The organism is Micromonospora sp. NPDC023956 (genome assembly GCF_040639195.1).
GTDB lineage: Bacteria > Actinomycetota > Actinomycetes > Mycobacteriales > Micromonosporaceae > Micromonospora.
In genome coordinates, this window is record NZ_JBEZZN010000021.1 from 1 (window position 1) to 24255 (window position 24255).

The window sequence follows — 24255 nt, forward strand, 5'->3', positions numbered from 1 at the left end:
GACCCCGTCGCCGGCGGTGAAGGGCGTGCGCAGCCACTCGCGCCGCACCACCCGCCAGCACAGGGGGGACTCCCGCGCCCCCACGCCGGGCGGGCCGGAGCGGTACCCCGGTCCACCCGGCGGGGAGCCGGCACTGCCCGGCCGGCTCCCCGCCGACCACCGCCGGTCGTCCCGCCGGCCCGCGACGCCGTCCGGATCTCCGCTCGACCTATGCTGCGATCGAAGCGGTGGGGGCATGCAGCCGTGTGCCGGCACACCGCCGGAGTCAGGGCGGCCCGCGCGCCGCCGGAGCAGGGAGCACGACAGGTGGAGGCGAAGCGAGCGACCGTGCGGGACATCCGACGGCGCAACCGCGCGGTCCTGCTGTCCAGCATCTACTTCGACGGGCCGCTCAGCCAGCAGGAGCTGGTCCGCGGCACGGGACTCAGCGGAGGTACCGTCAGCAACCTCGTCGGCGAGATGAGCGAGGAGGGCCTGATCGAGGAGGCGGGCTCGGCCGACTCGGACGGCGGCCGTCCGCGCACCCTGCTCCGGGTACGACCGACCTACGGCTACCTGGTGGGGGTGGACGTCGGCGAGACCCGGGTGCAGGTCGAACTCTTCGACCTGGCCATGGGACCGCTGGCCAAGGCGGACTTCCCGCTCGACCCGCAGGACCGGCGCGGTCGCGAGCCCGGGACGATCGCGCGGCACATCCTCGCCGGACTGGACCAGGTGATCGAGGCGGCCGGGGTGAGCCGACGGTCCCTGTTCGGCGTCGGCATCGGGGTGCCGGGAGTGGTGGAGCAGGGCCGCGAGGCGGTGGTGCACGCCCAGACCCTCGGTTGGACGGCCGTCCCGCTGGAGGCCATGCTGCGCGACGGCGTCGACGCCACCATCCACATCGACAACGGGGCCAAGACGCTGGGCCGGGCCGAACTGTGGTTCGGCGCCGACCGCAGCGTCCGGCACGCGGTGGTCGCCCTGGTCGGGTCCGGGGTGGGCGCCGCCGTCATGACCAACGGCGTGAGCTACCGCGGGGCCAGCAGCAGCGCCGGCGAGTGGGGGCACACCACGCTCGTCTACGGTGGCCGGGCCTGCCGGTGCGGGGCCCGGGGCTGCCTGGAGGCCTATGTCGGGGCCGAGGGCGTGCTGGACCGGTGGCGGCAGGCGGGACGCGGGCCCGGTGCCCCCGGGGCGGACGAGGAGTCCGAGATCGCTGCCCTGCTCGCGGCGGCCGACACCTCGGAGGTCGCGGCGCGCGTGCTCCAGGAGACCGCCGGTTACCTGGGGGCGGGCATCGCCAACCTGATCAACCTGTTCAACCCGGAGCGGATCGTGCTCGGCGGCTGGGCGGGACTGGCGCTGGGCGGCCGGCTGCTGCCGGAGATCCGCGCCGCCGCGGCGGCCCACGCGCTGCACCACCCGTACGCGCAGACCACGATCGACCTGTGCCGCCTGGGCCCGGACGCGGTGTCGGTCGGTGCCGCGACCCTGCCGGTGGCCTCCCTGCTGGAGCGCGGCGGCACCCGCCCGGCCCCGCGCGTCACCCCATGAGACCGGGGCAGCCGCGGACCCGCCATTGCCCGGCCAGCCACTCCGAACGCCCGCCGCTGCGAGGGCCCGGTCCAGCCCCGTCCGAACGCCCGCCGTCGTGGGGCGTAAGGCTCAGTCGTCCTCCCGGACGTACGCCGCGTCGACCTGCCCGTCCTCGGGCTCGTCGACGTTGTCCTCGGGTGCAGGCTCGGGAGCGACGCGGGGCCGGTGCGACGTCGCGGCGGCCCGGGTCCTGGCCGCCACCCGCCGGTCGGTCTCGCCCGGCGGGGCTTGCGGTGTGGGGCCCTCACCGGCGCGGCCACCATCGGCAGGTGTGTCCACCCGGCGCGAATCCACCCGCCGTCGCGGTGGTTGCGCACCCAGACGTGCGTCAAGTCGTAGGGGGCGTTGCGGACCTCCCACGAACCCTGCTTATCACCAGAACTCTCGTCACGTGGCTGGTCCCGATGCGGCCCGTGCTGCGGATCAGGACTGGGGCGCCGCAGTGAGCTTCGCGAAGTCGGGGGCGTAGACGGTCATCCAGTGCGGATGTAGCCGGTAGTAGACCACGTCGTTTTCCCAGTCGAAGAAGTCGTCGCCGTCGCCGTAGAAGTCCTTGAAGTACGCGAGCAGGTCGGGCCAGTCCGCGGCCGGCTCGCCGTCCTGGGGGTTGAGGATCTCCACCTTGCCGTGCGTGAACACGCCTAGGTCCTCACCGCGCATATGCGCGGCGCTGACGGCGGGCCGCGCCGCGAGATGGCGCGCCTTGGCGGCGTTGCGCGCCGTGCCAAAGTGCCACTTCCCGTGCAGGAAGTGCCCGTCCACACCGCTGATCCGTGGCTCGCCCTTCGCCGTCACGGTGGACAGGGCGAGGGTGCGCATGCCGGTGAGGACCTGGGTGAGCTGCTCCGCGGTCAGTGTGCTCTCAGCCTTGATGATCGAGCGGAGGTGCGAGGTGGAGCGGGAGAGGGAGGCGTCAAGGAGGGCCTGAAGCTCTTGGAGATCTTCTGGAGTTTCGAACATGGAGGTCCTTGTCTATCCCATGTGTATCCGTGGTGCCCAGTCCGCGCCATCGACGCCGACCGGTGAAGCCATACTCGACCCGAAGTCTGACACCTTGTGTCATATTTCCTCCTCTGTCTTGCGGACATCACCGCCCCGGTAATCATCGGCAGGGTGCCCGGCCATGGATCCCCTAACGGGACGCCAGCACAGACGCCGATGGCCGAGCCCACACCACCTACCAAGATCCACTATTTGGCCCCTGGTGTCGCCGTACCTACCAACACCCCAGTAACGCCCGTAGTGCCGCCGCCAGCCCACGCTCCACGTCGTTACCCGCCGCCGCCTCCAGACGGTCAACATCGGCGTCGAGCTGCGGCAGATCACAGACACGTCGAGCAGCAAACCGCGTTCCTTCGCCGCGTCCCACTCTTCGGCGTCAGCGCGGTGGCGCTCACGCCGCTGCGTCCGGGTGGCACGGCAGGATCTTCGGACGCGGCTGCGGAGGGCGCAGCACCAACAGCAGACCCATCCCGGTGCCGCTTCGGCATCACTTTCACCGAGCCGGCGTCAGATCCACTGATCCGAGGCGCCAACTCTCCCGACCCGCATCAGTTGCGCCGAGCCAGGACATCGACTGGGGAGGGCTTCCGGTACCGGTCGGTGTGCGTCGTGGCGATAATCGAGATCAACACGAGGGACATCGAAAGGACGCGAGTGATACGTCGACTTGTGCACGTGATGGCGGCGATGACCGTCGTTCTCGCCGGTTCGGCCGTGGTGGCCGCCCCGGCCTCGGCGAGTGACCGGTTCGGCTTCGTGTGCAACCTGAGGGACAACACCTGGTTGCGGTCCGCGCCGCACGGCTCGGTGCTGCGGACCCTGACCGCCGGGCGCGGGTTCCGGTGGCACGGCGAGGTCTGGGCCATCGACAACGACACCTGGATCTACGGCCACGGCGCCGAGTACCCGGACGTCGACGGCTGGGTCCCGGCCGGCAACACCACCTGCTGAGTGCCGTCCCGGTTCGTCCGGGTGGCCGAAGGCGGCAGAGGACCACAGTGGAAAGGACTCGAGTGAAGCGCAAACTTCTGCACATCACGACGGCCGCAGCCGTCGTTGTCGCCGGTTCGGCCGTGGTGGCCGCACCCGCCTCGGCGAGTGACGCGCCCGGCACCGTCTGCAACCTGAGGGAGAACACCTGGCTGCGGTCCGCGCCGCACGGCTCGGTGCTGCTCACCCTGACGGCCGGACGCGGCTTCCGCTACCACGGCCAGGGCTGGTCCGACGGCACCGACTGGATCTACGGCCACGGCGCCGAGTACCCGTCGATCGACGGCTGGGTGCTGGTCGGCAACACCACCTGCTGAACGGCGGCTGCACCGGGGACGACCGCCGGCGACGGCGGTCGTCCCCGCGCTCGACGCTCCCGTCGCCGTCCCGTCCGGACCGTGCAACCCCGGACGGGACGGCGACGAGGGTCAGTCGCCGTCCTCCAGGTCGCCCTCGACCTCCAGGTACGCCTGGCGCAGTGCGTCCATCAGCTCCGGGTCCGGCTTGGCCCACAGCCCCCGGTCGGCGGCCTCGGTGAGCCGCTCGACGATGCCGCGCAGCGCCCACGGGTTCGACCGGCGCAGGAAGCGCTGGTTCTCCTCGTCCAGCACGTAGCTCTGGGCGAGCTGCTCGTACATCCAGTCGGTGACCACCCCGGCGGTCGCGTCGTAGCCGAAGAGGTAGTCGACGGTGGCGGCCATCTCGAACGCGCCCTTGTACCCGTGCCGGCGCATCGCCGCCATCCAGCGCGGGTTGACCACCCGGGCCCGGAAGACCCGCGCGGTCTCCTCGGTCAGCGAGCGGGTCCGCACCGCGTCCGGCGTGGTGCTGTCACCGATGTACGCCCGGGGAGCCTGACCGGTCAGCGCCCGTACCGTGGCGATCATGCCGCCGTGGTACTGGAAGTAGTCGTCGGAGTCGGCGATGTCGTGCTCGCGGGTGTCGGTGTTCTTCGCCGCCACCGCGATCCGCCGGTACGCCGACTCCATGTCCTGCCGGGCCGGTCGGCCCTCCAGGCCGCGCCCGTAGGCGAAGCCACCCCAGACGGTGTACACCTCGGCCAGGTCGGCGTCGTCGCGCCAGTTCCCGCTGTCGATCAGCGGCAGCAGCCCCGCCCCGTACGCCCCCGGCTGGGAGCCGAAGATCCGGGTGGTGGCCCGCCGTTCGTCACCGTGCTCACCAAGGTCGGCGCGGGCGTGCGCGGCGAGGTAGTTCTCCTCGTCCGGCTCGTCCAGGGCCGCCACCGCCCGGATCGCGTCGTCGAGCAGGAGCACCACGTGCGGGAAGGCGTCCCGGAAGAACCCGCTGATCCGCACGGTCACGTCGATGCGTGGCCGGCCCAGGTCAGCCAGCGGGACGACCTCGAAGCCGGTGACCCGCCGGGACATCTCGTCCCAGGTCGGCTGCACGCCGATCAGGGCCAGCACCTCGGCGATGTCGTCGCCGGCGGTGCGCATCGCCGAGGTGCCCCAGACCGACAGCCCCACCGACCGGGGCCACTCACCGGTGTCCCGGCGGTACCGCTCCGCCAGCGAGGTGGCCATCGCCTGCCCGGTCTCCCAGGCCAGCCGGCTCGGGATCGCCTTCGGGTCGACGGTGTAGAAGTTCCGGCCGGTGGGCAGCACGTTGACCAGGCCCCGCAGCGGGGAACCGCTCGGCCCGGCCGGGACGTACCCGCCGTCGAGGGCGTGCAGCACCGCGTCGATCTCACCGGTGGTACCCGCCAGCCGGGGCGCGACCTCGGTCGCGGCGAACGTCAGCACCGTCCGGACCGCCTCGGCCTGCGGCGCGTCGTCGCCGAGCACCTCGGCGCAGACGCCGGCCACCGCCTCCGCAGCCCAGTCGTGCCGCTCCATCGCCTCGGCGAGCCGCCGCGCGACGGCCTCGACCCGGTCCACCTCGGCGGTCTGCTCCGCCGCCGTCTCGTCCAGCCCGAGCACGGTCCGCAGCCCCGGTACCGCACCGACCTGCCCGCCGAAGACCTGTCGGGCGCGCAGGATCGCCAGGATCAGGTTGACCCGCGCCTCGCCGGTCGGCGCCTGCCCGAGCACGTGCAGCCCGTCGCGGATCTGGGCGTCCTTGATCTCGCAGAGCCAGCCGTCGACGTGCAGCAGGAACTCGTCGAACTCGGCGTCGTGCGGGCGCTGGTCCAGACCGAGGTCGTGGTCGAGGCGGGCGGCCTGGATCAGCGTCCAGATCTGCTGGCGGATCGCTGGCAGCTTGGCCGGGTCCATGGTGGAGATGTTGGCGTACTCGTCGAGCAGCTGCTCCAGTCGGGCGATGTCGCCGTAGCTCTCCGCCCGTGCCATCGGCGGGACGAGGTGGTCGACGATGGTGGCGTGCGCGCGTCGCTTGGCCTGCGCGCCCTCGCCCGGGTCGTTGACCAGGAACGGGTAGATCAGCGGAAGCTCACCGAGGACGGCGTCCGGGCCGCAGGAGGCGGAGAGGCCGACGTTCTTGCCGGGCAGCCACTCCAGCGAGCCGTGCTTGCCCAGGTGCACCACCGCGTGCGCGCCGAACTCCTCGTCCAGCCAGCGGTAGGCGGCGAGGTAGTGGTGCGTGGGTGGGAGGTCCGGGTCGTGGTAGATGGCCACCGGGTTCTCGCCGAACCCGCGCGGTGGCTGGATCATCAGCAGCACGTTCCCGGCCCGCAGGCCGGCCAGCACGATGTCCCCGTCGGGGTTGGCCGACCGGTCGACGAACAGCTCGCCCGGGGCCGGACCCCAGTGCTCGGTCATCGCCTCCCGCAGGTCCTCCGGCAGCGCGTCGAACCAGCGGCGGTAGGTGGCCGCCGGCACCCGGACCGGGTTGCCGGCCAGCTTCTCCTCGGTGAGCCACTCCGGATCCTGCCCACCGGCGGCGATCAGGGCGTGGATGAAGCGGTCACCGTCGGTGTCGTCGCCCTCTCCACCGGGCACCAGGCCGGGCAGCGCGTCCGGACCGTCGAGCGGGCCGACGTCGTAGCCACGGTCGCGCAGCTCGCGCAGCAGACGGACCGCGCTGGCCGGGGTGTCCAGGCCGACCGCGTTGCCGACCCGCGCGTGCTTGGTCGGGTACGCCGAGAGCACCACCGCGATCCGTCGCTGCGCCGGCGGGACGTGCCGCAGCCGGGCGTGCCGCACGGCGATGCCGGCCACCCGTCGGGCCCGCTCCGGGTCGGCCACGTAGTGCGGCAGCCCGTCGGCGTCGGTCTCCTTGAACGAGAACGGCACGGTGATCAGGCGTCCGTCGAACTCCGGCACCGCGACCTGGGTGGCGGCGTCCAGCGGGCTCAGCCCGTCGTCGCTCTCCGCCCACGTCCGCCGGTCGCTGGTCAGCGCGAGCGCCTGGATGATCGGTACGTCCAGCGCGGCCAGCGCGCCCACGTCCCAGGCGTCGTCGTCGCCCCCGGCGGACGCCTCCGCCGGCCGGGTACCACCGGCCGCGAGCACCGTGACCAACAGCGCGTCCGCCCGGCCGAGGGTGCGCAGCAGCTCGGTGTCGGCGGTACGCAGGCTCGCGCAGTACACCGGCAGCGGCACCCCACCGGCGTCCTCGATCGCCGCGCAGAGCCCCTCGACGAAGGCGGTGTTCCCGCTGAGCTGGTGCGCCCGGTAGTAGAGGACCGCCACGGTCGGCCCGTCGACCTGCCGCCCCGTGCGCTCCAGCGAGCCCCAGGTGGGCTGCTCGGCCGGCGGGGCGAAGCCCTGCCCGGTCAGCAGCACCGTGTCGCTGAGGAAGGCGTGCAGTTCGCGGAGATTGTCCGGTCCGCCCTGCGCGAGGTAGGCGTGTGCCTCGGTGGCGATGCCCCGGGGCACGGTCGAGCGGGCCATCAGGTCCGCGTCGGGCAGCGCCTCGCCGCCGAGCGCCACCACCGGGACGTCCCCGGCGAGCAGGGTGTCCAGCCCCTGCTGCCACATCCGGTAACCACCGAGGATCCGGACCACCACCAGGTGGACGCCGTCGAGCAGCGCGGTCAGTTCGGCCGGGTCGTCGCCGAGTCGGGCCGGGTTCGCCAGGCGGTAGTCCGCAGCGCTGGCCCGGGCACTCAGCAGGTCGGTGTCCGAGGTGGACAAGAGCAGGATCATGGCGTCACTCGGCCAGACAAGGCTGACTCCTCCCCGGGTCCGCGCCCGTGGTCGTCGGTCGCGGCCAGCCGAAGTGTCTGGCTCCCGGCCCGGCGTTGCCGCCGACCCGGTGACAGTGGCGGGACCGCCCCGGACTCGCACCGGGTTCCTCCGCGCCGACCGCGTGATGCTGATCTCGGCGCGGATCCGCGCCCAGAACCACGACTCTACGATGACGAGGTGCCTGATGTCTCCTCCCCGTCCGGTCGTCCTGCCGACGACCGGTGCCCGGGAGCGCTCCGCGCCCACCAGGCCGCCGACGGGGCACTGGTCCGTGTCCGGATCCCGGGGGGCCGGCTCGCCCCCGCGCAACTGCGGTGTCTGGCCACCGCGACCCGCCACGACGGCGACGGCACGCTGGAGCTGACCTCCCGGGGCAACGTGCAGGTGCGCGGCATCACCGACCCGGACGGCGTCGACCGGATCGCGGACGCGCTGGCCGGGGTGGGCCTGCTGCCCAGCGCCACCCACGAGCGGGTCCGCAACATCGTCGCCTCGCCGCTGAGCGGCCTGGACGCCGCCGGCCGGGCCGACGTACGACCCCTGGTGGACGCGGTGGACGCCGCGCTCTGCGCCGCCGCCGACCTCGCCGGGCTCAGCGGCCGGTTTTTGATCGCGATCGACGACGGCCGGGGCGACGTCACCGGCCTCGGCGCGGATCTGTGCTGGACGGCCGGCACCGGCGCGCTGCTGCTCGACGGCACCGACGTCGGCCTGCGGGTGACCACCGACGTGCCCGGCGCGCTGGTCGCCGCCGCCCGGGTGTTCCATCGGCTCTGCGCCGGACGCACCGGACTGTGGCGGATCGCCGACCTGCCGGACGCGCCGTCGGCGATCACCGCCGCGCTCGGCGGCCCGCACGCCACGCCGGTGCCGCCACCGCACTGCGCGCCGCCCCCGGTCGGCGTCCACCCTGCGGGCCTGGCCGTGGTCGCGGTCCCGCTCGGTCGGCTCACCGCCGACCAGGCCGACACGGTCGCCGCCGTCGCCGACGACGCCACGCTGGTGGTCACGCCGTGGCGCACCGTGGTCGTCCCGTCCGCCGCGCCCACCTCGGTCCGCACCCTGGTCGCCGCCGGACTGGTCGTCGACCCGGCCTCGCCGTGGGTCGGGGTGACCTCCTGCACCGGCCGGCCCGGCTGCGAGAAGGCCCTGGCCGACGTCCGCGCCGACGCCACCGCCGCCCTCGCCGCCGCCGGTCCCCGCGACCCGGCGGCGTTGCCGCTGCACTGGGCCGGGTGCGACCGGTGCTGCGGACGGCCGGCGGGCCCGGCGGCCCTGGCGGTGGCCACCGGCTCGGGATACCGTGTCGCGGGCCCGATGGGGGAACACCATGGGCCGATCGGCGTCCGACTGGCACAGGCACGGAGACCACAGTGAGCTACGACTACGTCCGCGAGGGCGCCGAGATCTACCGGCGTTCCTTCGCCACCATCCGGGCCGAGGCCGACCTGTCCCGGCTCCCCGGTGACGTCGGCCAGGTGGTCGTCCGGATGATCCATGCCTGCGGCATGGTCGACCTCGTCGACGACGTGCAGGCCCATCCGGACGTGGTCTCCGCCGGTCGGGCCGCCCTGGCCGCCGGCGCGCCGATCCTCTGCGACGCGGCCATGGTCGCCGCCGGGATCACCCGGGCCCGGCTGCCCGTCGACAACGAGGTGGTCTGCACGCTGCGCGACCCGTCCGTGCCGGAGCTGGCCCGGCAGCTCGGCACCACCCGCAGCGCCGCCGCCATGGAGCTGTGGCGGGACCGGCTCGGCGGCGCGGTCGTCGCCATCGGCAACGCCCCGACCGCGCTGTTCCGACTGTTGGAGATGATCGACGAGGGCGCGGCCCGGCCCGCCGCGATCATCGGGGTGCCGGTCGGGTTCATCGGCGCCGTCGAGTCCAAGCAGGCCCTGGCGGCACACCCGGCGGGCATCCCGTACCTGGTCGTGCACGGTCGCCGGGGCGGCAGCGCGGTCACCGCCGCGGCTGTCAACGGCATCGCGAACGAGGTGGAGTGAACGTGTCCCCAACCGGCAAACTCTACGGCGTCGGTGTCGGCCCCGGTGACCCCGAGCTGCTCACCGTCAAGGCGGCCCGGCTGATCGGCGAGGCCGACGTGGTCGCCTACTACTCCGCCCGGCACGGCCGCAGCATCGCCCGGTCCATCGCCGAGGGCCTGCTGCGCGAACACCACGTGCACGAGCCGCTGGTCTACCCGGTGACCACCGAGGACACCGACGATCCGGCCGGCTACGAGGGCGTCATCCGGCAGTTCTACGACGACAGCGCCGAACGGCTCGCCGTCCACCTCGCCGCCGGGCGTGCCGTCGTGGTCCTCTGCGCCGGTGACCCGATGTTCTACGGCTCCTACATGTACCTGCACGAGCGCCTCGCCCACCGCTTCCCGGCCGAGGTGGTGCCCGGCGTGACCTCGGTCAGCGCCGCGTCGGCGGTGCTCGGGCGGCCCCTGGTCGAACGGGACGAGGTGCTGACCATCCTGCCGGGCACCCTGCCCGCCGAGGAACTGTCCCGCCGGCTCGCCGACACCGACGCCGCCGCCGTGCTCAAGCTCGGCCGCACCTTCGACAACGTCCGCGCCGCCCTCGACGACGCCGGCCGCCTGCCGGAAACCTGGTACGTCGAGCGGGCCACCTCGTCCCGGAGCCGGCACGCCCCGCTGGCCGACGTCCCCGCCGACGAGGTGCCGTACTTCTCGCTGGCGATGCTGCCCAGCCCCACCAGCGCGGCGGCCCGCGACGACCTGCCCGCCCCGGCGCCGGCGACCGGTCGTGGGGAGGTCACCGTAGTCGGCCTCGGTCCGGCCGGGCCCCGCTGGCTCACCCCGGAGGTGGGTCGGGCCCTCCGGGAGGCCGAACACCTGGTCGGCTACGGCCCCTACGTCGACCGGGTGCCGGTGCGTCCCGGCCAGGAGCGGCACACCTCCGGCAACCAGGTGGAGACCGAACGGGCCGCGCACGCCCTCGAACTGGCGCTCGGCGGAGCCCGGGTGGTGGTCGTCTCCTCCGGTGACCCCGGGGTGTTCGCGATGGCCAGCGCCGTCTACGAGGTGGCCACCGGTCAGCCCCGGTTCGCCGGGGTGCCGGTCCGGGTCCTGCCCGGCCTGACCGCCGCGCAGGCCGCCGCGAGCCGCATCGGCGCGCCCCTCGGGCACGACTTCGCGGTGATGTCGCTCTCCGACCGGCTCAAGCCGTGGCCGGTCATCGAGTCCCGCCTCGCCGCCGCGGCCTCGGCCGACCTGGTGCTCGCCCTCTACAACCCCGCCTCGGCCAGCCGCCGTTGGCAGGTCGGCGCGGCCAGGGACGTCCTGCTGCGGCACCGCGACCCGAAGACCCCGGTGGTCGTCGCGCGGGACGTGGGCCGTCCGGGTGAGGCGATCACCGTGGTGACGCTGGGCGACCTCGACCCGGACACGGTCGACATGAAGTGCCTGCTGATCATCGGCTCGTCCACCACCCAGGTCAGCACCCGGGGGGACGACTCGGTGGTGGTCTGGACGCCGCGTACCTACCCCGAGTGACCGACGCCGTGTCCCGGCGGGCGGTTCAGCCCGCCGGGCGGCGCGGATGGGCGGGTCCGCCGCTGGTCCGGCGCGGGTGGGCCGCTCAGCCCGTCGGGCGACCCGGGCCGGTGGTCCGGCCCGGGTCCGCCGCTCAGCCCGTCGGCAGGCGCCGGTCCAGCCAGCGCACGGCCTCGTCGACCGTCGTCACGGTGGCGGGTGGGGTGGCCGGCGCGGGCCGGTCGATCATCAGCACCGGCAGGCCGAGCCGGCGGGCGGCGGTCAGCTTCGCCTCGGTGAGCGCGCCGCCGCTGTCCTTGGTGACCAGCACGTCGATGCGGTGCTCGCGGATCAACGCGGTCTCTCCGTCGACGGTGTACGGGCCGCGACTGCGCAGCAGCCGCACGTGCGCCGGCACCGGATCGTCCGGGGCGTCCACCACCCGGGCCAGGAACCACAGCCCGGTCAGCGGGACGAACGCGGCCAGGCTCTGCCGGCCGGTGGTCAGCAGCACCCGCCGGCCCAGCGTCGGCACTGCGGCCACCGCGGCGGCCAGATCCGGCACCCGGTGCCAGCGGTCACCCGGCTGCGCCGTCCAGCCCGGCCGCTCCAGCCGCAGGTGCGGCACGCCCGCCTGCGCCGCCGCCTCGATGCCGGAGACCCGCATCCGCGCCGCGTAGGGGTGGGTGGCGTCGACCACCGCGTCGATCCGGTGCGCGGCCAGCCACCGGGCCAGACCGGTCGCGCCGCCGAAGCCGCCGATGCGCACCTCGCCGACCGGCAGCCGGGGATCGGCGACCCGCCCGGCCAGCGAGGAGACCACCGCGACGTCCGGCCGGGCGGTGACCGCCGCCGCGAGGGCGCGGGCCTCGGCGGTGCCGCCGAGGACGAGCAGCCGCCACCTCGGCTCCGGGGACGTCCGGTCGGGGTGGTCGTCGATGGTCATGCGGTGCCCTCCTCGGCGGTCGCCAGCAGGCTGGCCAGTTCGGCGGCGGAGCGGGGGCGGGCCCCGGCCAGGTGGGGAAACCGGTCGATCAGCCGGTGCACCAGGGGAGCCCAGGCGGGGGTGAGCCGCGCCTCCGTGAGCAGGTCGGGGTCGGCCAGCGCCTCGGTGGTGGGCACCCGGCGCACCCCGCCGCCGGCCACGACCACCACCTCGTCCGCCCACCGGAACGCCAGGTCGACGTCGTGGGTGGAGACCAGCACGGTGGTCCCGGCGGCGTGCAGGTCGTCGAGGGTACGCAGCAGCGCCTCCACGCCCGCCGGGTCGAGTCCGGCGGTCGGCTCGTCGAGGATCAGCAACTCCGGCCGCAGCGCCACCGCCCCGGCGATGGCGACCCGCTTGCGTTGACCGTACGAGAGCAGGTGGGTGGGGCGGTCCGCCAGCGCGGTGATCTGCAACGCGGCCAGCGCCTCGTCGCACCGCTGCCGCACCTGTTCGGGACGGAGGCCGAGGTTCACCGGTCCGAACGAGACGTCCTGCCGGACGCTGGCGGAGAACAACTGGTCGTCGGGATCCTGGAGCACCAGTTGCACCCGTTGCCGCAGCTCCAGCAGGCCCGACCGGGTGCGCCGCACCGGCGTCCCGGCCACCTCGATCCGCCCGGCGTCCGGGGCGAGGGCGCCGACCGCCAGCCGGAACAGGGTGGTCTTCCCACCGCCGTTGGGCCCCAGCACGGCCAGCCGCTGACCGGGCAGGACGGTCAGCTCGACCCCGGTGAGCACGGGCTGGCGGGGCTGGTAGGCGAAGTCCACCCCGGACATCCGCAGCAGCGGTCCGGTCACCGCCACGGTTCCCCGGTGACGGCCGTCAGCGCCACGATCGTCGCCAGCAGCGCGACGGACGCGGCCACGAAGGCCGGGGAGAGCCGCCGGGGCTCCACCTGCACCGCCAGCGAACCGGTGTAGCCGCGCATCGCCAGCCCCTCCTCGAGGCGGCGGGCCCGGGTGAAGGCGCGGACGAAGATCGCCCCCGCCTGTCCGGCCAGCGACCGGTACGCCGTGCGCCAGGTCCGGTAGCCCAGCCGCGCCGCCTGCGCCTCCCGTACCGCACGCACGCTGTCGACCAGCAGGAACAGCATCCGGTACGTCAGGGCGGCGACCTCGGTCACCGCCGCCGGCACCCCGAGCCGGACCAGCCTCGGCAGGACGTCGGACAGCGGAGTGGTGGCGCTGAACAGCAACAGGCAGAGCAGGGCCGCCGCCGCTCGTCCGGTGGTCGTCGCCGCCACCCCGAACCCGGCCGGGTTCCAGCCCAGCCGGGTCGGGGAGTGCACGGAAACCAGCAGTGGCAGCGCGGAGGTGGCGATGAACAGCGCCGGCACCCGGGCCGCCCGCAGCAGCACCGGCACCGGAACCCGGGCCGGACCGACCAGCAGCAGTGCGGCGGCGGTGCCCGACAACGCCGCCCCCGGCCAGGTGGGCAGGACCACCGCGCACCCCAGCAGACCCAAGGCCAGCAGGGCCTTCTCGCCCGGGTGCCGGAGCCGCCAGGGACCGGTGTGCGCGGCGACGTCGAGGGCGAACACTAGCCGGCGGAGGCGTCGGCGTCGCGCATCCGCTGCCGGGTGCGGGCGACCCCGAAGTAGTAGCCGAGGAACCCGGCTCCCACCGCTGCCTGGAGGGCGAACAGCCCCGACTCGATCTCACCGGAGGGCGGCTCGTAGATGGAGGAGAACCACGGCTCGTAGTCCGGGTGGTCGGCGACGATCGCCTCCTCGGCCTGGGCGTCCGCCCCGGTGAACGGCTCCTCCGCGGAGCCGCCGAGCCCGAGCACCAGCGGGGCCACCGCCAGGGCGACCACCGCCAGCAGCAGGAGCAGGTTGATGCGTCCGAAGCGCTTCACGCGGGCACCTCCTGGGGCTTGCGCAGCACGCCGAGGCGCCGCAGTTCGTCGCCGCTGACGCGGGTGAGCAGTCGCACCACCAGCACCGACAGCAGCCCCTCGCTGATCGCCAGGGGGATCTGGGTGACGGCGAAGATGCTGCCGAACTTCGCCACCGCGCCGAGGAAGCCGGACGTCGGGTCGGGGAACGCCAGGGCGAGCTGCACGCTGGTGACGCAGTAGGTCGCCAGGCCGCCCAGCGCGGCGGCCAGGAACACCGCCACGTCGAGTCCACCGCCGAGGCGGCGGGTGAGCAGGTAGACGGCGTAGGCGACCCAGGGGCCGACGATCGCCATCGAGAAGATGTTGGCGCCCAGGGTGCTCAGCCCGCCGTGGGCCAGCAGGACCGCCTGGAACAGCAGCACGATGCCGCCGAGGACGCTCATCACCGGTGGTCGGAACAGCACCGCGCCGAGGCCGGTGCCGGTGGGGTGGGAACAGGACCCGGTCACCGACGGGATCTTCAGGGCCGAGAGCGCGAAGGTGAAGGCACCCGCCGCTCCCAGCAACAACTTCGACTCGGGGTCCTGCCGGACCTGCCGGACCAGGGCCCGGCTGCCGTGGACGACGAAGGGTGCGGACACCGCGAACCATGCCGCTGCCTGCACCGGGGGTAGGTACCCCTCGGCGATGTGCATCGAAGACCTTCCTCTCCAGCACCTCGTGGACGAGATCACACCGTCAAGGCCGGTCTCCTGGCTCCCGGATCGATGCTTCCTCCGGCCTTCCCAGGCCGTCGGCCTAGTGGCGCAAGTCGGAGGTCACTCCCCGGTCACAGTGGCGAGGGCCGCGCCGGTCTTCCACCGGCTTCCCGAGCACCTTGACGGCGAGAGGCTATCGACCGGCGACCGGCGGGGCAAGAGTGGTGATCCAGCAGGGTCGGAACCCGGCCGCCGCCACCCGCTCCGGTGCGGCACGAGACGCAGGTCAGCGGGGTCCGGCGGTGTGACCGTCGGACCACTATTGCCAACTGTTGGCAACTACGTAAGGATTGCCCCTGCGGTGCGCTCGCCACCGTCCCGACCGGTTCCCGGCCGGAACGGTGGGGCCACGTCCGGTACGGCGACGATCGGTTCCTGTGCCGAAGTGGCCGCCACCGCGCCACGTCGTCGACCAGGAAAGAGGAAGTCGTTGCGGTCTGCGCGGATGGTGGCGCTGCTCGCCACCGGTCTTCTCGCCCTGTCCGCCTGTTCGTCCCCGACGGACACCTCCACCGCTGACGGCGGCGCCCCGCTCGTGGTGGCGACGGCGGGCGAGCCGGACACGCTCAACCCGGTGCTCAACTACGGTGTCGACGGCGGCTCGCTGATCTTCGACGGCCTCGTCGCCCGCGACGACCGCAACCAGCTGGTGCCGGCCCTGGCCCGCGAACTGCCGACCGTGTCCGCCGACGGGAGGACCGTCACGGCGACGCTGCGCGACGGGGTGGTCTTCCACGACGGCAGCCCGCTGACCGCGCAGGACGTGGTCTTCACCTATCAGGCGGTGCTGGACCCGAAGGTCGACTCGACGCTCCGGTCCGACCTGGACATGCTCGCCTCCGTCGCCGCGCCCGACGCGTCGACCGTGGTCTTCACCCTGGAGTACGCCTACGCGCCGTTCCTCCAGCGCCTCGCCCTGGGCATCGTGCCGGCGAAGGCACTGGCCGGGCAGGACGTCAACAAGGCCGCGTTCAACCGCAAGCCGGTGGGCACCGGCCCGTACCGGGTGACCTCCTGGACCCCCGGCGACCGGTTGGTGCTGGCCGCCAACGAGCGGTACTGGGGTGGCAAGCCGGCCAACTCCGGCGTGGTGGTGGCGTTCGTCCCCGACGACAACGTCCGTGCGCAGCGCACGCGGGCCGGCGAGTTCGACGCGGCGGAGCTGGCCCCGAAGCTCGCCGCCGGGTTCGACGGACGGTCCGGCCACCAGGTGCAGCGGGTGCCCACCGCCGACTACCGGGGCATCATGCTGCCGATGGGCGGGCCGGTCACCGGCGACCCGGCGGTGCGCAGGGCGTTGCACGCGGCGGTGGACCGCTCGGCGATGGTGGCCGGCGTGCTCGGCGGGGCGGGGGAGCCGGCGTTCGGGCCGATCCCGCCGACGTCGGAGTTCGCCGAGCCGTCGATCGCCGGCAAGCCGTTCGCCGACCCGGCCGCGGCCACCGCCGCCCTCGACGCGGCCGGCTGGAAGCCGGGGCCGGACGGCGTCCGGGTCAGGGACGGCCGCCCGGCCGCCTTCTCCCTGATGTACCCGGCCACCGACAGCCTGCGCAAGGAACTCGCCCTCGCGGTCACCGCCGACGCGCGGAAGGTCGGCATCAAGATCACTCCCGAGGGCCTGACCTGGGACGCGATCACCCCACGGATGAAGACCGACGCGGTGGTCATGGGCTTCGGCACGCCGTACGACCCGGACTTCGTCTCCTTCAAGCTGTTCACGTCGACCTTCGCCGGCCAGGGCTTCTTCAACCCCGGCTCGTACCGGTCGGCCGTGGTCGACCAGGCCCTGCGGGACGCGCGGGCCACCGCCGACCCGGCGGTCCGCAAGGCCGCGTACGCCACCTTCCAGAAGCAGCTCGTCGCCGACCTGCCCTGGGTGTTCCTGACCTACCTCGAGCACACCTACGTGGTCGCCGACGGCGTCACCGGCGTGACGCCCCGGGTGGAGCCGCACGAGCACGACGTGGCGAACAGCATCTGGTGGAACATCCACACCTGGACGAAGACGTCGTGACCCCGTCCACTCCGGTGCCGGCTCCCACCGGCCGGCGTACCCGTCGGCTGGCGGGGGCCGGTACGGTCATCGGCCGCCGGTTGCTGGTCGCGGTGCCGATCCTCGCCGTCACCAGTGCCGGCATGTTCGCCCTCGGCGCGGCCTCGCCGATCGACCCGGCCCAGCAGTACGCCGGGGCCGCCGCGTTCACCACCAGTGAGGAGAACCTCGCCCAGATCCGGGCCAACTGGGGCGTCGACGATCCGCTGCCCGTGCAGTACGCCCGCTGGGTGGGCAACCTGCTCCAGGGTGACCTCGGCTGGTCGACCAGCCGGCACGAGCCGGTCGCCTCGGTGCTCGCCGCCCGCGCCGGCTGGACCCTGCTGCTGGTCGGTCTCGCCCTCGCCCTGGTCCTCGTGGCGAGCCTGCTGCTGGGCACCCTCGCCGCCTACCGGCGTGGCGGGTGGTTCGACCGCGCGCTGCGTGCCACCGCGTACGCGGTGCAGTCGATGCCGGTGTTCTGGGTCGGGCTGGCCGCGATCGCGCTGTTCGCGCTCACCCTCGGTTGGCTGCCCGCCGGTGGCCTCACCGACGTCGCCGCCACCGGCACCGACCCCGTCGACGTGGCGCACCACCTGGTCCTGCCGGTGACGGTGCTGGCGCTGTCCCAGGCACCCTGGTTCGTGCTGTTCATCCGGGACGCGGTCGCCGACAGCCTCCGCGACGACCACGTGCTGGCGGCCCGTGCCCGGGGCCTGCCCGGCCGGACGGTGCTCTTCGGTCACGCGCTGCGCACCGCGCTGCTGCCGTTCCTCACCCTGGTCGGTACCCACCTGCCGGAGATCGTCGGTGGCGCCGTGCTGGTGGAGACGGTGTTCTCCCTGCCCGGCCTGGGCGCGGTCACCGTGCAGGGCGCCCTGGGCAGTGACTTCCCGCTGCTGGCCGCGATCACCCTGACCACCACCGTCGTGGTGCTGGCCGCGAACCTGGTGACCGACCTCGCCTACGCCGCCGCCGACCCCCGGGTGCGTCTCGATGACTGACCTCGCGACGCGGATCCGCGCCGTCCGGGTCCGCAGGCCGGTACGTCCCGGCCGGACCGGCGTGCTCGTCGCCGCCGCCGTGCTGGGTGTCGCGGTCCTCGCCTGCCTGTTCGCTCCCGTCGTCTGGCCGCTGGACGAGAGCGCGGTGGACCTGTCCCGCACCCGGCTCGCCCCCTCGGCCGCTCACCCGGCCGGCACCGACGACCTGGGCCGGGACGTGCTGCACCGCAGTCTCTACGGACTGCGCGTCTCGCTGCTCGTCGGCGCGGTCGCCGCCCTGGTCGCCGCCGTCATCGGCGGCCTGGTCGGCGCGGTCGCCGGCAGTCTCGGCGGCTGGGTCGACCGGGTGCTGATGCGGATCGTCGACACCGTCGCCGCGCTGCCGCACCTGCTGCTGGGCATCTTCATCGTGGCGATGCTGCGTCCCAGCCTCGGTGCGGTGATCCTCTCCATCGGGCTGACGCACTGGCTCTCCACCGCCCGCATCGTCCGGTCCGAACTACTCAGCCTGCGGAACCGGCCGTTCGTCGACGCCGCCGTCGCCGGCGGGGCCAGCCGCACCCGGGTACTCACCCGGCACCTGCTGCCGCACGTGCTGCCCCGGCTGGCGTTGGCGACCACGCTGATGGTGCCGCATGCCGTCTGGCACGAGACCGCCCTGTCCTTCCTCGGGCTCGGTCTGCCCCCGCACCTGGCCTCCCTGGGCAACATGATCAACGACGGTCAGCGGTCCCTGCTCACCGGCGCCTGGTGGGCCAGCCTCGTCCCCGGGCTGCTCCTGGTCGTCGTCACCCTGGCCCTGGCCGCCCTCACCGGCCACTGGCGCGACCGTCTCGACCCCCGCGTACGAGCGGAGCTGAACCTGTGACCGCCACCCGCGACACCGCCGCTCCCGACCTCGCCACCTCCGTCGGTACGGCCGGTCCCGCCCTGCTGGAGATCGACGGGCTGACCGTCCGGTTCCGGCTCCGCGACGCCGTGGTGCACGCCGTCACCGACCTGAGCCTGACCGTCCACCCGGGTGAGCTGCTCGCCGTGGTGGGGGAGTCCGGCTGCGGCAAGTCCGTGCTCGCCCACGCCCTGCTGGGCCTGTTGCCCGGCAACGCGTCGGTCACCGGGCGGGCCCGGCTGCGTCCGCCCGGCGGGGCCCAGGTCGACCTGGTCGGCTGCGCCGAGCGTCGCCTCGCCCGGACCGTGCGGGGCCGGGCCGTCGGTCTCGTGCCGCAGAGTCCCGCCACCGCGCTCACCCCGGTCCGCACCGGACGGGACCTGCTGGTGGAGACGTTGCGCGCCCACGGCCACACCCGGCGGGACGCGCCGGCCGCCGCCGTCCGGGTCGCCGCCGACGTCGGCCTGATCCCCGACGACCTGGACCGCTACCCGCACGAGCTCTCCGGCGGCATGGCCCAACGCCTGGCCACCGCGCTCGCCCTCGCTCCCGACCCGCCGCTGCTGCTGGCCGACGAACCCACCACCGGCCTCGACCGCCCCCTGGTCGACCACACCCTCGACCTGCTGCGTCGCCGCTGCGACGCCGGCGCGGCCGTCCTGCTCATCACCCACGACCTCGCCGCCGCCCGCCGGGTCGCCGACACGGTGGCGGTGATGTACGCCAGCCGCATCGTCGAGCACCGGCCCACCGAGGCGCTCTTCGCCACCCCCGCCCACCCCTACACCGCCGGTCTCCTCGACGCCCTGCCCGACCGGGCCTTCCGTCCCGTGCCGGGGCACCCGCCGATGCTCACCGACCTCCCCGCCGGCTGCGCGTTCGCGCCGCGTTGCGACCGGGCCACCGACAGCTGTGCCACCCCGCCCACCGTCGACCCGGTGACCGGCTCCGGTCGGGTCGCCTGCCACCACCCGCTGACCGTCGGAGTCACCGCATGAATCCCGCCGGCCTCGCCGCCTGCCAGGTCACCGTCTCCTACGGCCGGCAGCGCGTCCTCGACCGGGTCGACCTGCACGTCGCTCCGGGGGAGACGGTCGGCCTGCGGGGCCCGTCGGGGAGCGGCAAGTCCACCCTCGCCCGGGTTCTCGCCCTGCTGCACGCCCCCGACGCCGGGCACGTCACCCTCGACGGGCACCCCGTCGCCGGGGCCCGGCACCGGTTGCCCGCCGCGGTGCGTACCCGGGTCGCGGTGCTCTTCCAGAGCCCGCGCGCCGCGACGGACCCCCGGCTGAGTCTCACCGACATCATCGCCGAGCCGCTGCGTGCCACCGGCACCCCGCCCGCGGGGGCCCGAGCCCGCGCGGGCGAACTGGCCAACCTGGTCGGGCTCACGCCGGACCTGCTCACCCGCCGCCCGCACGCGGTCAGCGACGGGCAGCTGCAACGCGCCTGCCTCGCCCGCGCCCTGGTGCACCGGCCGGACTACCTGCTCTGCGACGAGGCCACCGCCATGCTCGACGCCTCCACCCAGGCCCACCTCGCCGGGGTGGTCACCGACCACCAACGGGAGCACGGCACCGGCGTCCTGGTGATCACCCACGACCCGGCCCTGATGGCCCGCTGGGCCACCCGGGTGGTCGACCTGCCGGCCACGGGCGGGGCCCGGCCGACGGCGGGGCGCGGCGCGCTGGTCGGGTAGGCGCACCCGTCACCGGGGCCGGGCGACCGGTCGATCCGGCCCGGGGGCGGCCACCGTGTCGGTACCTCAAGGTGATCATGTCGTGCGGGTGCTGGGCTGCGCGACGTCGCGACGGCCCGGTGGTCTACGCCTTGAGCAGCACCTTGACGCAGTCCTCCTGCTTGTTCTTGAAGATGTCGTAGCCGCGCGGCGCGTCGTCGAGCTTCATGACGTGGGTGATCACGAAGCTCGGATCGATCTCGCCCCGGCGGATCCGTTCCAGCAGGGGCCGCATGTACCGCTGCACGTGGGCCTGACCGGAGCGCATGGTCAGGGAGCGGTTCATGAACGAGCCCATCGGGAACTTGTCGATGAAGCCGCCGTACGCCCCGACCACCGAGACCGTGCCGCCGTTGCGGCAGCTGAGCACCGCCTCGCGCAGGGCGGGCGGCCGGTCCGTCTCCACCCGGACGGCCTGCTTGGCCCGGTCGTAGGCGTGCAGCGCCGCCGAGGCGTGGTGCCCCTCCATGCCGACGGCCTCGATGCAGGCGTCCGGCCCGCGTCCCGCCGTCCGGTCCCGCAGGGCCTCCAGGACGTCGGTCTCCTCGTAGTTGATGGTCTCCGCGCCGGTGTGCTCCTCGGCCATCCGCAGCCGGTTCGGGAACCGGTCGATGACGATCACCCGGTCCGCGCCGAGCAGGAAGGCGCTGAGGGCGGCGAACTGTCCGACCGGTCCGGCGCCCCAGACGGCGACGGTGTCGCCGGGGGTGATGTCGCACATGTCGGCGGCCTGGTAGCCGGTGGGGAGCACGTCGGAGAGGAACAGCAGCTTCTCGTCGGGCAGGTCGTCGTCGACCTTGAGCGCGCCGACGTCGGCGTAGGGGACGCGTACGTACTCGGCCTGCCCGCCGGCGTAACCGCCGAGCAGGTGCGAGTAGCCGAAGATCCCGGCGGGGGAGTGGCCCATCGCCAGTTCGGCGGTGGCGGCGTTGGGGTTGGAGTTCTCGCACACCGAGTAGAGGCCGCGCCGGCAGGAGAAACAGTCGCCGCACGAGATCGGGAAGGCGACCACCACGCGGTCACCGACCCGCAGGCCGTCGCGAACACCCGGCCCCAGTTCGACGACCTCGCCCATGAACTCGTGGCCCAGGATGTCGCCCTTCTTCATGGCCGGGATGTAGCCGTCGAGCAGATGCAGGTCCGAGCCGCAGATCGCCGACGAGGTGATCCGTACGACGGCGTCTCGGGGGTTGAGGATCCGGGGGTCCGGTACGTCCCGCATCGCCACCCGGTTCGGGGCGATCCAGCAGTTGGCTCTCATCGGTGATCCCGTCTCTCGCCGCCGGTCAGCGCACCCGCGTCGGCTGCGCCGCGTGTTGCATCATCTGCTGATGGACGCTCGTTCCCTCCGGGACGGCGTCCGAGCGCGTGATCTCGCCCGTCTCGATGACCTGCTTGAACCGTCGCAGGTCGTCGCGGGCCTGTTGCTGCGGGTTCTCGCCGAACACCCGGGCGGCCAACCGGCCGAGGCGCCCGCCCGGTGCGGCGTACCCGAGTTCGACCCACACCTCCGTGCCCTGCCCCTCGGCCACCGGGACGAAGCGCACGCAACCGGAGTTGGGCACCCGCGTCCGGCCGACCGACCGCCAGGTGATCAGCTCGTTGGGCAGGTCCGACATGACCTCCGCATGCCACCGGACGGTCCTCCCGGCGGGCGCCTTCGCCTCCCAGTGGGACCGCCGGGGGCCGGTGACCCGGACCGACCGCAGGTGCTGCATGAACCGGGGCAGGTTCTCGAAGTCGTGCCAGAACCGGTAGGTCTCCTCCGGGGTGCGGTTGACCGTCACCGACGCCTCCACCCGGCTGTCGCCGGGCAGCCGCCGACCCCGGGTCGCCCGGATCGCCGTGGTGAGGTCCACCGCCGTGATCGCGGCGAGCACCCAGGTCGTGGTGGTCGCCCGCCGGCGTCGCTCGCCGCGGCGTCGCCCTGCCGCGCTGCCGCAGGCCGCGAGGTCCACCAGGTCACCCGCGACCCTGGTCCACACCGCCCAGCCGGGCCTTCTCGGGATCAGCAGGGCCGCCGCGTGGCCGACCTCGCGCAGCCCCACGATCCGCAGTACGGTCCGCGCGGTGGGGGAGTCGTCGACGCCACAGAGGCGACCGACGCCGTCCGGGGCGCGCAGGAGTGCCGCCCCGAGACCGAGGCTCAGCCATCCGAGGGCTCGGGCCGTGCCCTCGCCCCCACGATCCCGCCGCCCGCGCTCGATACCCAGCGCGTCGGTCACCGACCGTACGCCCATGGTGTTGGCGCGGCTCCTGGCCACCTGCCCACCCCCGTCCGGACCCGTCTGCTGTGAGGCCCCGGTCTTCCCGGCAGGAGGGCGCTCACACCTCGACGCGCCGACGAAGTCAGCAGCCGGCGATGTCGATCACCACGGTCTTGGGCTCGGTGAAGAAGTCCCGACTGAACAGCCCGCCCTCCCGGCCGACTCCCGAGGCACCGACCCCGCCGAAGGGGGCGCGCAGATCCCGGACGAAGAAGCAGTTGACCCACACGGTGCCGGCGCGCAGCCGCGCGGCGACCCGGTGGGCGCGGGACAGGTCGGTGGTGCACACCGTCGCGCTGAGGCCGAAGGGCGTGTCGTTGGCGAGCCGGACCGCGTCCTCCTCGTGGTCGAACGGGGTCACCGTGGCCACCGGCCCGAAGACCTCCCGGGTCTGCACCGGGGCGTGCCGGGGCACGTCGGTGAGCACCGTCGGCCGGACGAGCCAGCCGGAACCGTCGCCGCCGTACACCCGGCACCCGTCCGCGCGGGCGCGGGTCAGGTGGTCGGTGACCTTGCGGTGGTGCGCCGCGGAGGCGAGCGGTCCGATCTCGGTGGCCGGGTCGCCGGGGTCGCCGGCGGTCATCGCCCGGCCGGCGGCGTGCAGCCGCTCGACGAACTCCCCGTGCACCGGGCGTTCCACGTAGATCCGGCTACCGGAGAGGCACATCTGGCCGGCGTTGCCGAAGGCCGCCGCGGCGGCCGTCCGTACGGCGACGTCCAGGTCGGCGTCGGCGAAGACCAGCGCGGCGTTCTTGCCGCCCAGTTCCAGGCTCACCGGTACGTGGTGGCGGGCGGCGGCGGTGGAGACCGCCCGTCCGGTGGCCGACTCCCCGGTGAAGGTGATCCGGTCGATGCCCGGGTGTTCGGTGAGCGCCTGGCCGACACCGTCGGCCCCGGGGCCGTGCACGACGTTGAGCACCCCGGGCGGTATCCCGGCCTCCAGGGCCAGCCGGGCGAGGAGCGTCGCCGACGCCGGGCTCTGCTCGGCGGGCTTGAGTACCACGGTGTTTCCCCAGGCCAGGGCAGGGGCGATCTTCCAGGAGGAGAGCATCAGCGGGAGGTTCCACGGCGCGATCGCGGCGACCACACCGGCCGGTTCGTAGCGGGTGTAGGCGTGGTGTCCGTGGTCGGAGGGGAGCGCCTCGGCCGGGGTGAGGCGGGCGTGGTCGGCGAAGAACCGGAAGTTCGCCGCCGCCCGGGGGACGTCCCGGCCGACGGTGGAGGTGACCGGCCGCCCCATGTCGGTGGTGTCGGTGCGCGCGAGCAGGTCGCCGTTGGCGACGATCAGGTCGGCCAGCCGGTGCAGCAGTCGGCCGCGTTCGGTGTGTCCCATCCGTGGCCAGGGGCCCTGGTCGGCGGCGGCGCGGGCCGCCCGGACGGCCCGGTCGACGTCGGTCCGGTCACCGAGGGCGACCTCGGTCCACGGGGCGCGGGTCCACGGGTCCACCGACTCGAAGCGGTTCCCACGGACCGACTCCACCAGTTCCCCGTCGATGACGTGTGCGACGAAGCCGGTTGCCACGATGTCTCCTTCCCGTCGGGTGTACGCGGTGCTCGTC

General features: G+C 74.0%; 22 protein-coding genes and 2 riboswitches. Of the genes, 11 read left to right on the top strand and 11 right to left on the bottom strand.

Annotated features, from left to right (window positions below; genetic code table 11):
* The first annotated feature begins 306 nt into the window (after positions 1–306).
* Positions 307–1536, top strand: a complete 1230-nt coding sequence (locus AB0F58_RS27525) for an ROK family transcriptional regulator (protein ID WP_357148904.1) — start codon at positions 307–309, stop codon at positions 1534–1536.
* A 111-nt stretch (positions 1537–1647) separates the two neighbouring features.
* Here AB0F58_RS27525 and AB0F58_RS27530 read toward each other — a convergent pair whose 3' ends face one another.
* Positions 1648–1779: a hypothetical protein gene (locus tag AB0F58_RS27530; protein WP_357148907.1), complete on the bottom strand. Its 132-nt coding sequence runs from the start codon at positions 1777–1779 to the stop codon at positions 1648–1650.
* 222 nt (positions 1780–2001) lie between these two features.
* Entirely contained in the window at positions 2002–2538 is a 537-nt protein-coding gene (locus AB0F58_RS27535; RefSeq protein WP_357148910.1) for a pyridoxamine 5'-phosphate oxidase family protein, read from the bottom strand.
* 696 nt (positions 2539–3234) lie between these two features.
* Between AB0F58_RS27535 and AB0F58_RS27540 the strand changes: the two genes are divergently transcribed.
* Together AB0F58_RS27540 and AB0F58_RS27545 are read left to right on the top strand one after the other, a co-directional pair.
* A complete protein-coding gene (locus AB0F58_RS27540; RefSeq protein ID WP_357148913.1) occupies positions 3235–3531 on the top strand; it encodes a hypothetical protein in 297 nt (98 codons plus the stop codon).
* 62 nt (positions 3532–3593) lie between these two features.
* Entirely contained in the window at positions 3594–3887 is a 294-nt protein-coding gene (locus AB0F58_RS27545) for a hypothetical protein (protein WP_357148916.1), read from the top strand.
* A gap of 111 nt (positions 3888–3998) precedes the next feature.
* On the opposite strand, the gene cobN is transcribed toward AB0F58_RS27545, so the two are convergent.
* Entirely contained in the window at positions 3999–7637 is a 3639-nt protein-coding gene (cobN, locus tag AB0F58_RS27550; RefSeq protein ID WP_357148919.1) for a cobaltochelatase subunit CobN, read from the bottom strand.
* Positions 7638–7709: 72 nt separating this feature from the next.
* Positions 7710–7787, bottom strand: a riboswitch (cobalamin riboswitch).
* Positions 7788–7856: 69 nt separating this feature from the next.
* On the opposite strand from cobN, the gene AB0F58_RS27555 reads away from it, so the two are divergent.
* From AB0F58_RS27555 to AB0F58_RS27565, 3 genes are read left to right on the top strand one after another with little or no spacing between them, the layout of a single operon-like run.
* On the top strand, positions 7857–9056 hold the full coding sequence (locus AB0F58_RS27555; RefSeq protein WP_357148922.1) for a precorrin-3B synthase: 1200 nt from the start codon (positions 7857–7859) through the stop codon (positions 9054–9056).
* Positions 9053–9682 (top strand): precorrin-8X methylmutase, encoded by a 630-nt coding sequence (locus AB0F58_RS27560; protein WP_357148925.1) that lies wholly within the window; start codon positions 9053–9055, stop codon positions 9680–9682. Before AB0F58_RS27555 ends, AB0F58_RS27560 begins: the two co-directional genes overlap by 4 nt.
* Positions 9679–11202, top strand: coding sequence for a precorrin-2 C(20)-methyltransferase (locus AB0F58_RS27565; protein ID WP_357148927.1), 1524 nt, complete (start codon positions 9679–9681; stop codon positions 11200–11202). Before AB0F58_RS27560 ends, AB0F58_RS27565 begins: the two co-directional genes overlap by 4 nt.
* 133 nt (positions 11203–11335) lie before the next feature.
* On the opposite strand, the gene AB0F58_RS27570 is transcribed toward AB0F58_RS27565, so the two are convergent.
* Genes AB0F58_RS27570 through AB0F58_RS27590 form a run of 5 tightly spaced genes read right to left on the bottom strand, consistent with a single transcriptional unit; the run spans position 11336 to position 14703 of the window.
* Complete coding sequence (locus AB0F58_RS27570; RefSeq protein ID WP_357148930.1) at positions 11336–12127, bottom strand: cobalt-precorrin-6A reductase; 792 nt, start codon at positions 12125–12127, stop codon at positions 11336–11338.
* Entirely contained in the window at positions 12124–12945 is an 822-nt protein-coding gene (locus tag AB0F58_RS27575) for an ATP-binding cassette domain-containing protein (RefSeq protein WP_357149083.1), read from the bottom strand. The genes AB0F58_RS27570 and AB0F58_RS27575 overlap by 4 nt, the downstream gene beginning before the upstream one ends.
* 17 nt (positions 12946–12962) lie before the next feature.
* Positions 12963–13709, bottom strand: coding sequence for a cobalt ECF transporter T component CbiQ (gene cbiQ, locus AB0F58_RS27580; protein WP_357148933.1), 747 nt, complete (start codon positions 13707–13709; stop codon positions 12963–12965).
* Positions 13709–14026 (bottom strand): energy-coupling factor ABC transporter substrate-binding protein, encoded by a 318-nt coding sequence (locus AB0F58_RS27585; RefSeq protein ID WP_357148936.1) that lies wholly within the window; start codon positions 14024–14026, stop codon positions 13709–13711. Before AB0F58_RS27585 ends, cbiQ begins: the two co-directional genes overlap by 1 nt.
* Entirely contained in the window at positions 14023–14703 is a 681-nt protein-coding gene (locus tag AB0F58_RS27590; protein WP_357148939.1) for an energy-coupling factor ABC transporter permease, read from the bottom strand. The genes AB0F58_RS27585 and AB0F58_RS27590 overlap by 4 nt, the downstream gene beginning before the upstream one ends.
* Before the next feature lie 29 nt (positions 14704–14732).
* A riboswitch (cobalamin riboswitch) is annotated at positions 14733–14903 on the bottom strand.
* A 293-nt stretch (positions 14904–15196) separates the two neighbouring features.
* Between AB0F58_RS27590 and AB0F58_RS27595 the strand changes: the two genes are divergently transcribed.
* From AB0F58_RS27595 to AB0F58_RS27615, 5 genes are read left to right on the top strand one after another with little or no spacing between them, the layout of a single operon-like run.
* Positions 15197–16780 (top strand): ABC transporter substrate-binding protein, encoded by a 1584-nt coding sequence (locus tag AB0F58_RS27595; RefSeq protein ID WP_357148941.1) that lies wholly within the window; start codon positions 15197–15199, stop codon positions 16778–16780.
* Positions 16777–17802 (top strand): ABC transporter permease, encoded by a 1026-nt coding sequence (locus AB0F58_RS27600; protein ID WP_357148944.1) that lies wholly within the window; start codon positions 16777–16779, stop codon positions 17800–17802. The genes AB0F58_RS27595 and AB0F58_RS27600 overlap by 4 nt, the downstream gene beginning before the upstream one ends.
* A complete protein-coding gene (locus tag AB0F58_RS27605) occupies positions 17795–18670 on the top strand; it encodes an ABC transporter permease (RefSeq protein ID WP_357148947.1) in 876 nt (291 codons plus the stop codon). The genes AB0F58_RS27600 and AB0F58_RS27605 overlap by 8 nt, the downstream gene beginning before the upstream one ends.
* Positions 18667–19689 (top strand): ABC transporter ATP-binding protein, encoded by a 1023-nt coding sequence (locus AB0F58_RS27610; RefSeq protein WP_357148949.1) that lies wholly within the window; start codon positions 18667–18669, stop codon positions 19687–19689. Before AB0F58_RS27605 ends, AB0F58_RS27610 begins: the two co-directional genes overlap by 4 nt.
* A complete protein-coding gene (locus tag AB0F58_RS27615; protein WP_357148952.1) occupies positions 19686–20390 on the top strand; it encodes a dipeptide/oligopeptide/nickel ABC transporter ATP-binding protein in 705 nt (234 codons plus the stop codon). The genes AB0F58_RS27610 and AB0F58_RS27615 overlap by 4 nt, the downstream gene beginning before the upstream one ends.
* A gap of 124 nt (positions 20391–20514) precedes the next feature.
* Here AB0F58_RS27615 and AB0F58_RS27620 read toward each other — a convergent pair whose 3' ends face one another.
* The 3 genes from AB0F58_RS27620 to AB0F58_RS27630 form a co-directional block, all read right to left on the bottom strand.
* Positions 20515–21690 (bottom strand): zinc-dependent alcohol dehydrogenase, encoded by a 1176-nt coding sequence (locus AB0F58_RS27620; RefSeq protein ID WP_357148955.1) that lies wholly within the window; start codon positions 21688–21690, stop codon positions 20515–20517.
* A gap of 25 nt (positions 21691–21715) precedes the next feature.
* Positions 21716–22693: an SRPBCC family protein gene (locus AB0F58_RS27625; protein WP_357148958.1), complete on the bottom strand. Its 978-nt coding sequence runs from the start codon at positions 22691–22693 to the stop codon at positions 21716–21718.
* Between the two features lie 85 nt (positions 22694–22778).
* On the bottom strand, positions 22779–24218 hold the full coding sequence (locus AB0F58_RS27630) for an aldehyde dehydrogenase (RefSeq protein ID WP_357148961.1): 1440 nt from the start codon (positions 24216–24218) through the stop codon (positions 22779–22781).
* Positions 24219–24255: the final 37 nt, after the last annotated feature.

Excerpts from the sequence above, each read along its gene's own strand:
- AB0F58_RS27575 (WP_357149083.1), bottom strand. The coding sequence starts at position 12,945 with ATGTCCGGGGTGGACTTCGCCTACCAGCCCCGCCAGCCCGTGCTCACC.
- AB0F58_RS27615 (WP_357148952.1), top strand. The coding sequence starts at position 19,686 with ATGAATCCCGCCGGCCTCGCCGCCTGCCAGGTCACCGTCTCCTACGGC.
- AB0F58_RS27605 (WP_357148947.1), top strand. The coding sequence starts at position 17,795 with ATGACTGACCTCGCGACGCGGATCCGCGCCGTCCGGGTCCGCAGGCCG.
- AB0F58_RS27570 (WP_357148930.1), bottom strand. The coding sequence starts at position 12,127 with ATGACCATCGACGACCACCCCGACCGGACGTCCCCGGAGCCGAGGTGG.
- AB0F58_RS27535 (WP_357148910.1), bottom strand. The coding sequence starts at position 2,538 with ATGTTCGAAACTCCAGAAGATCTCCAAGAGCTTCAGGCCCTCCTTGAC.
- AB0F58_RS27620 (WP_357148955.1), bottom strand. The coding sequence starts at position 21,690 with ATGAGAGCCAACTGCTGGATCGCCCCGAACCGGGTGGCGATGCGGGAC.
- AB0F58_RS27590 (WP_357148939.1), bottom strand. The coding sequence starts at position 14,703 with ATGCACATCGCCGAGGGGTACCTACCCCCGGTGCAGGCAGCGGCATGG.
- cobN (WP_357148919.1), bottom strand. The coding sequence starts at position 7,637 with ATGATCCTGCTCTTGTCCACCTCGGACACCGACCTGCTGAGTGCCCGG.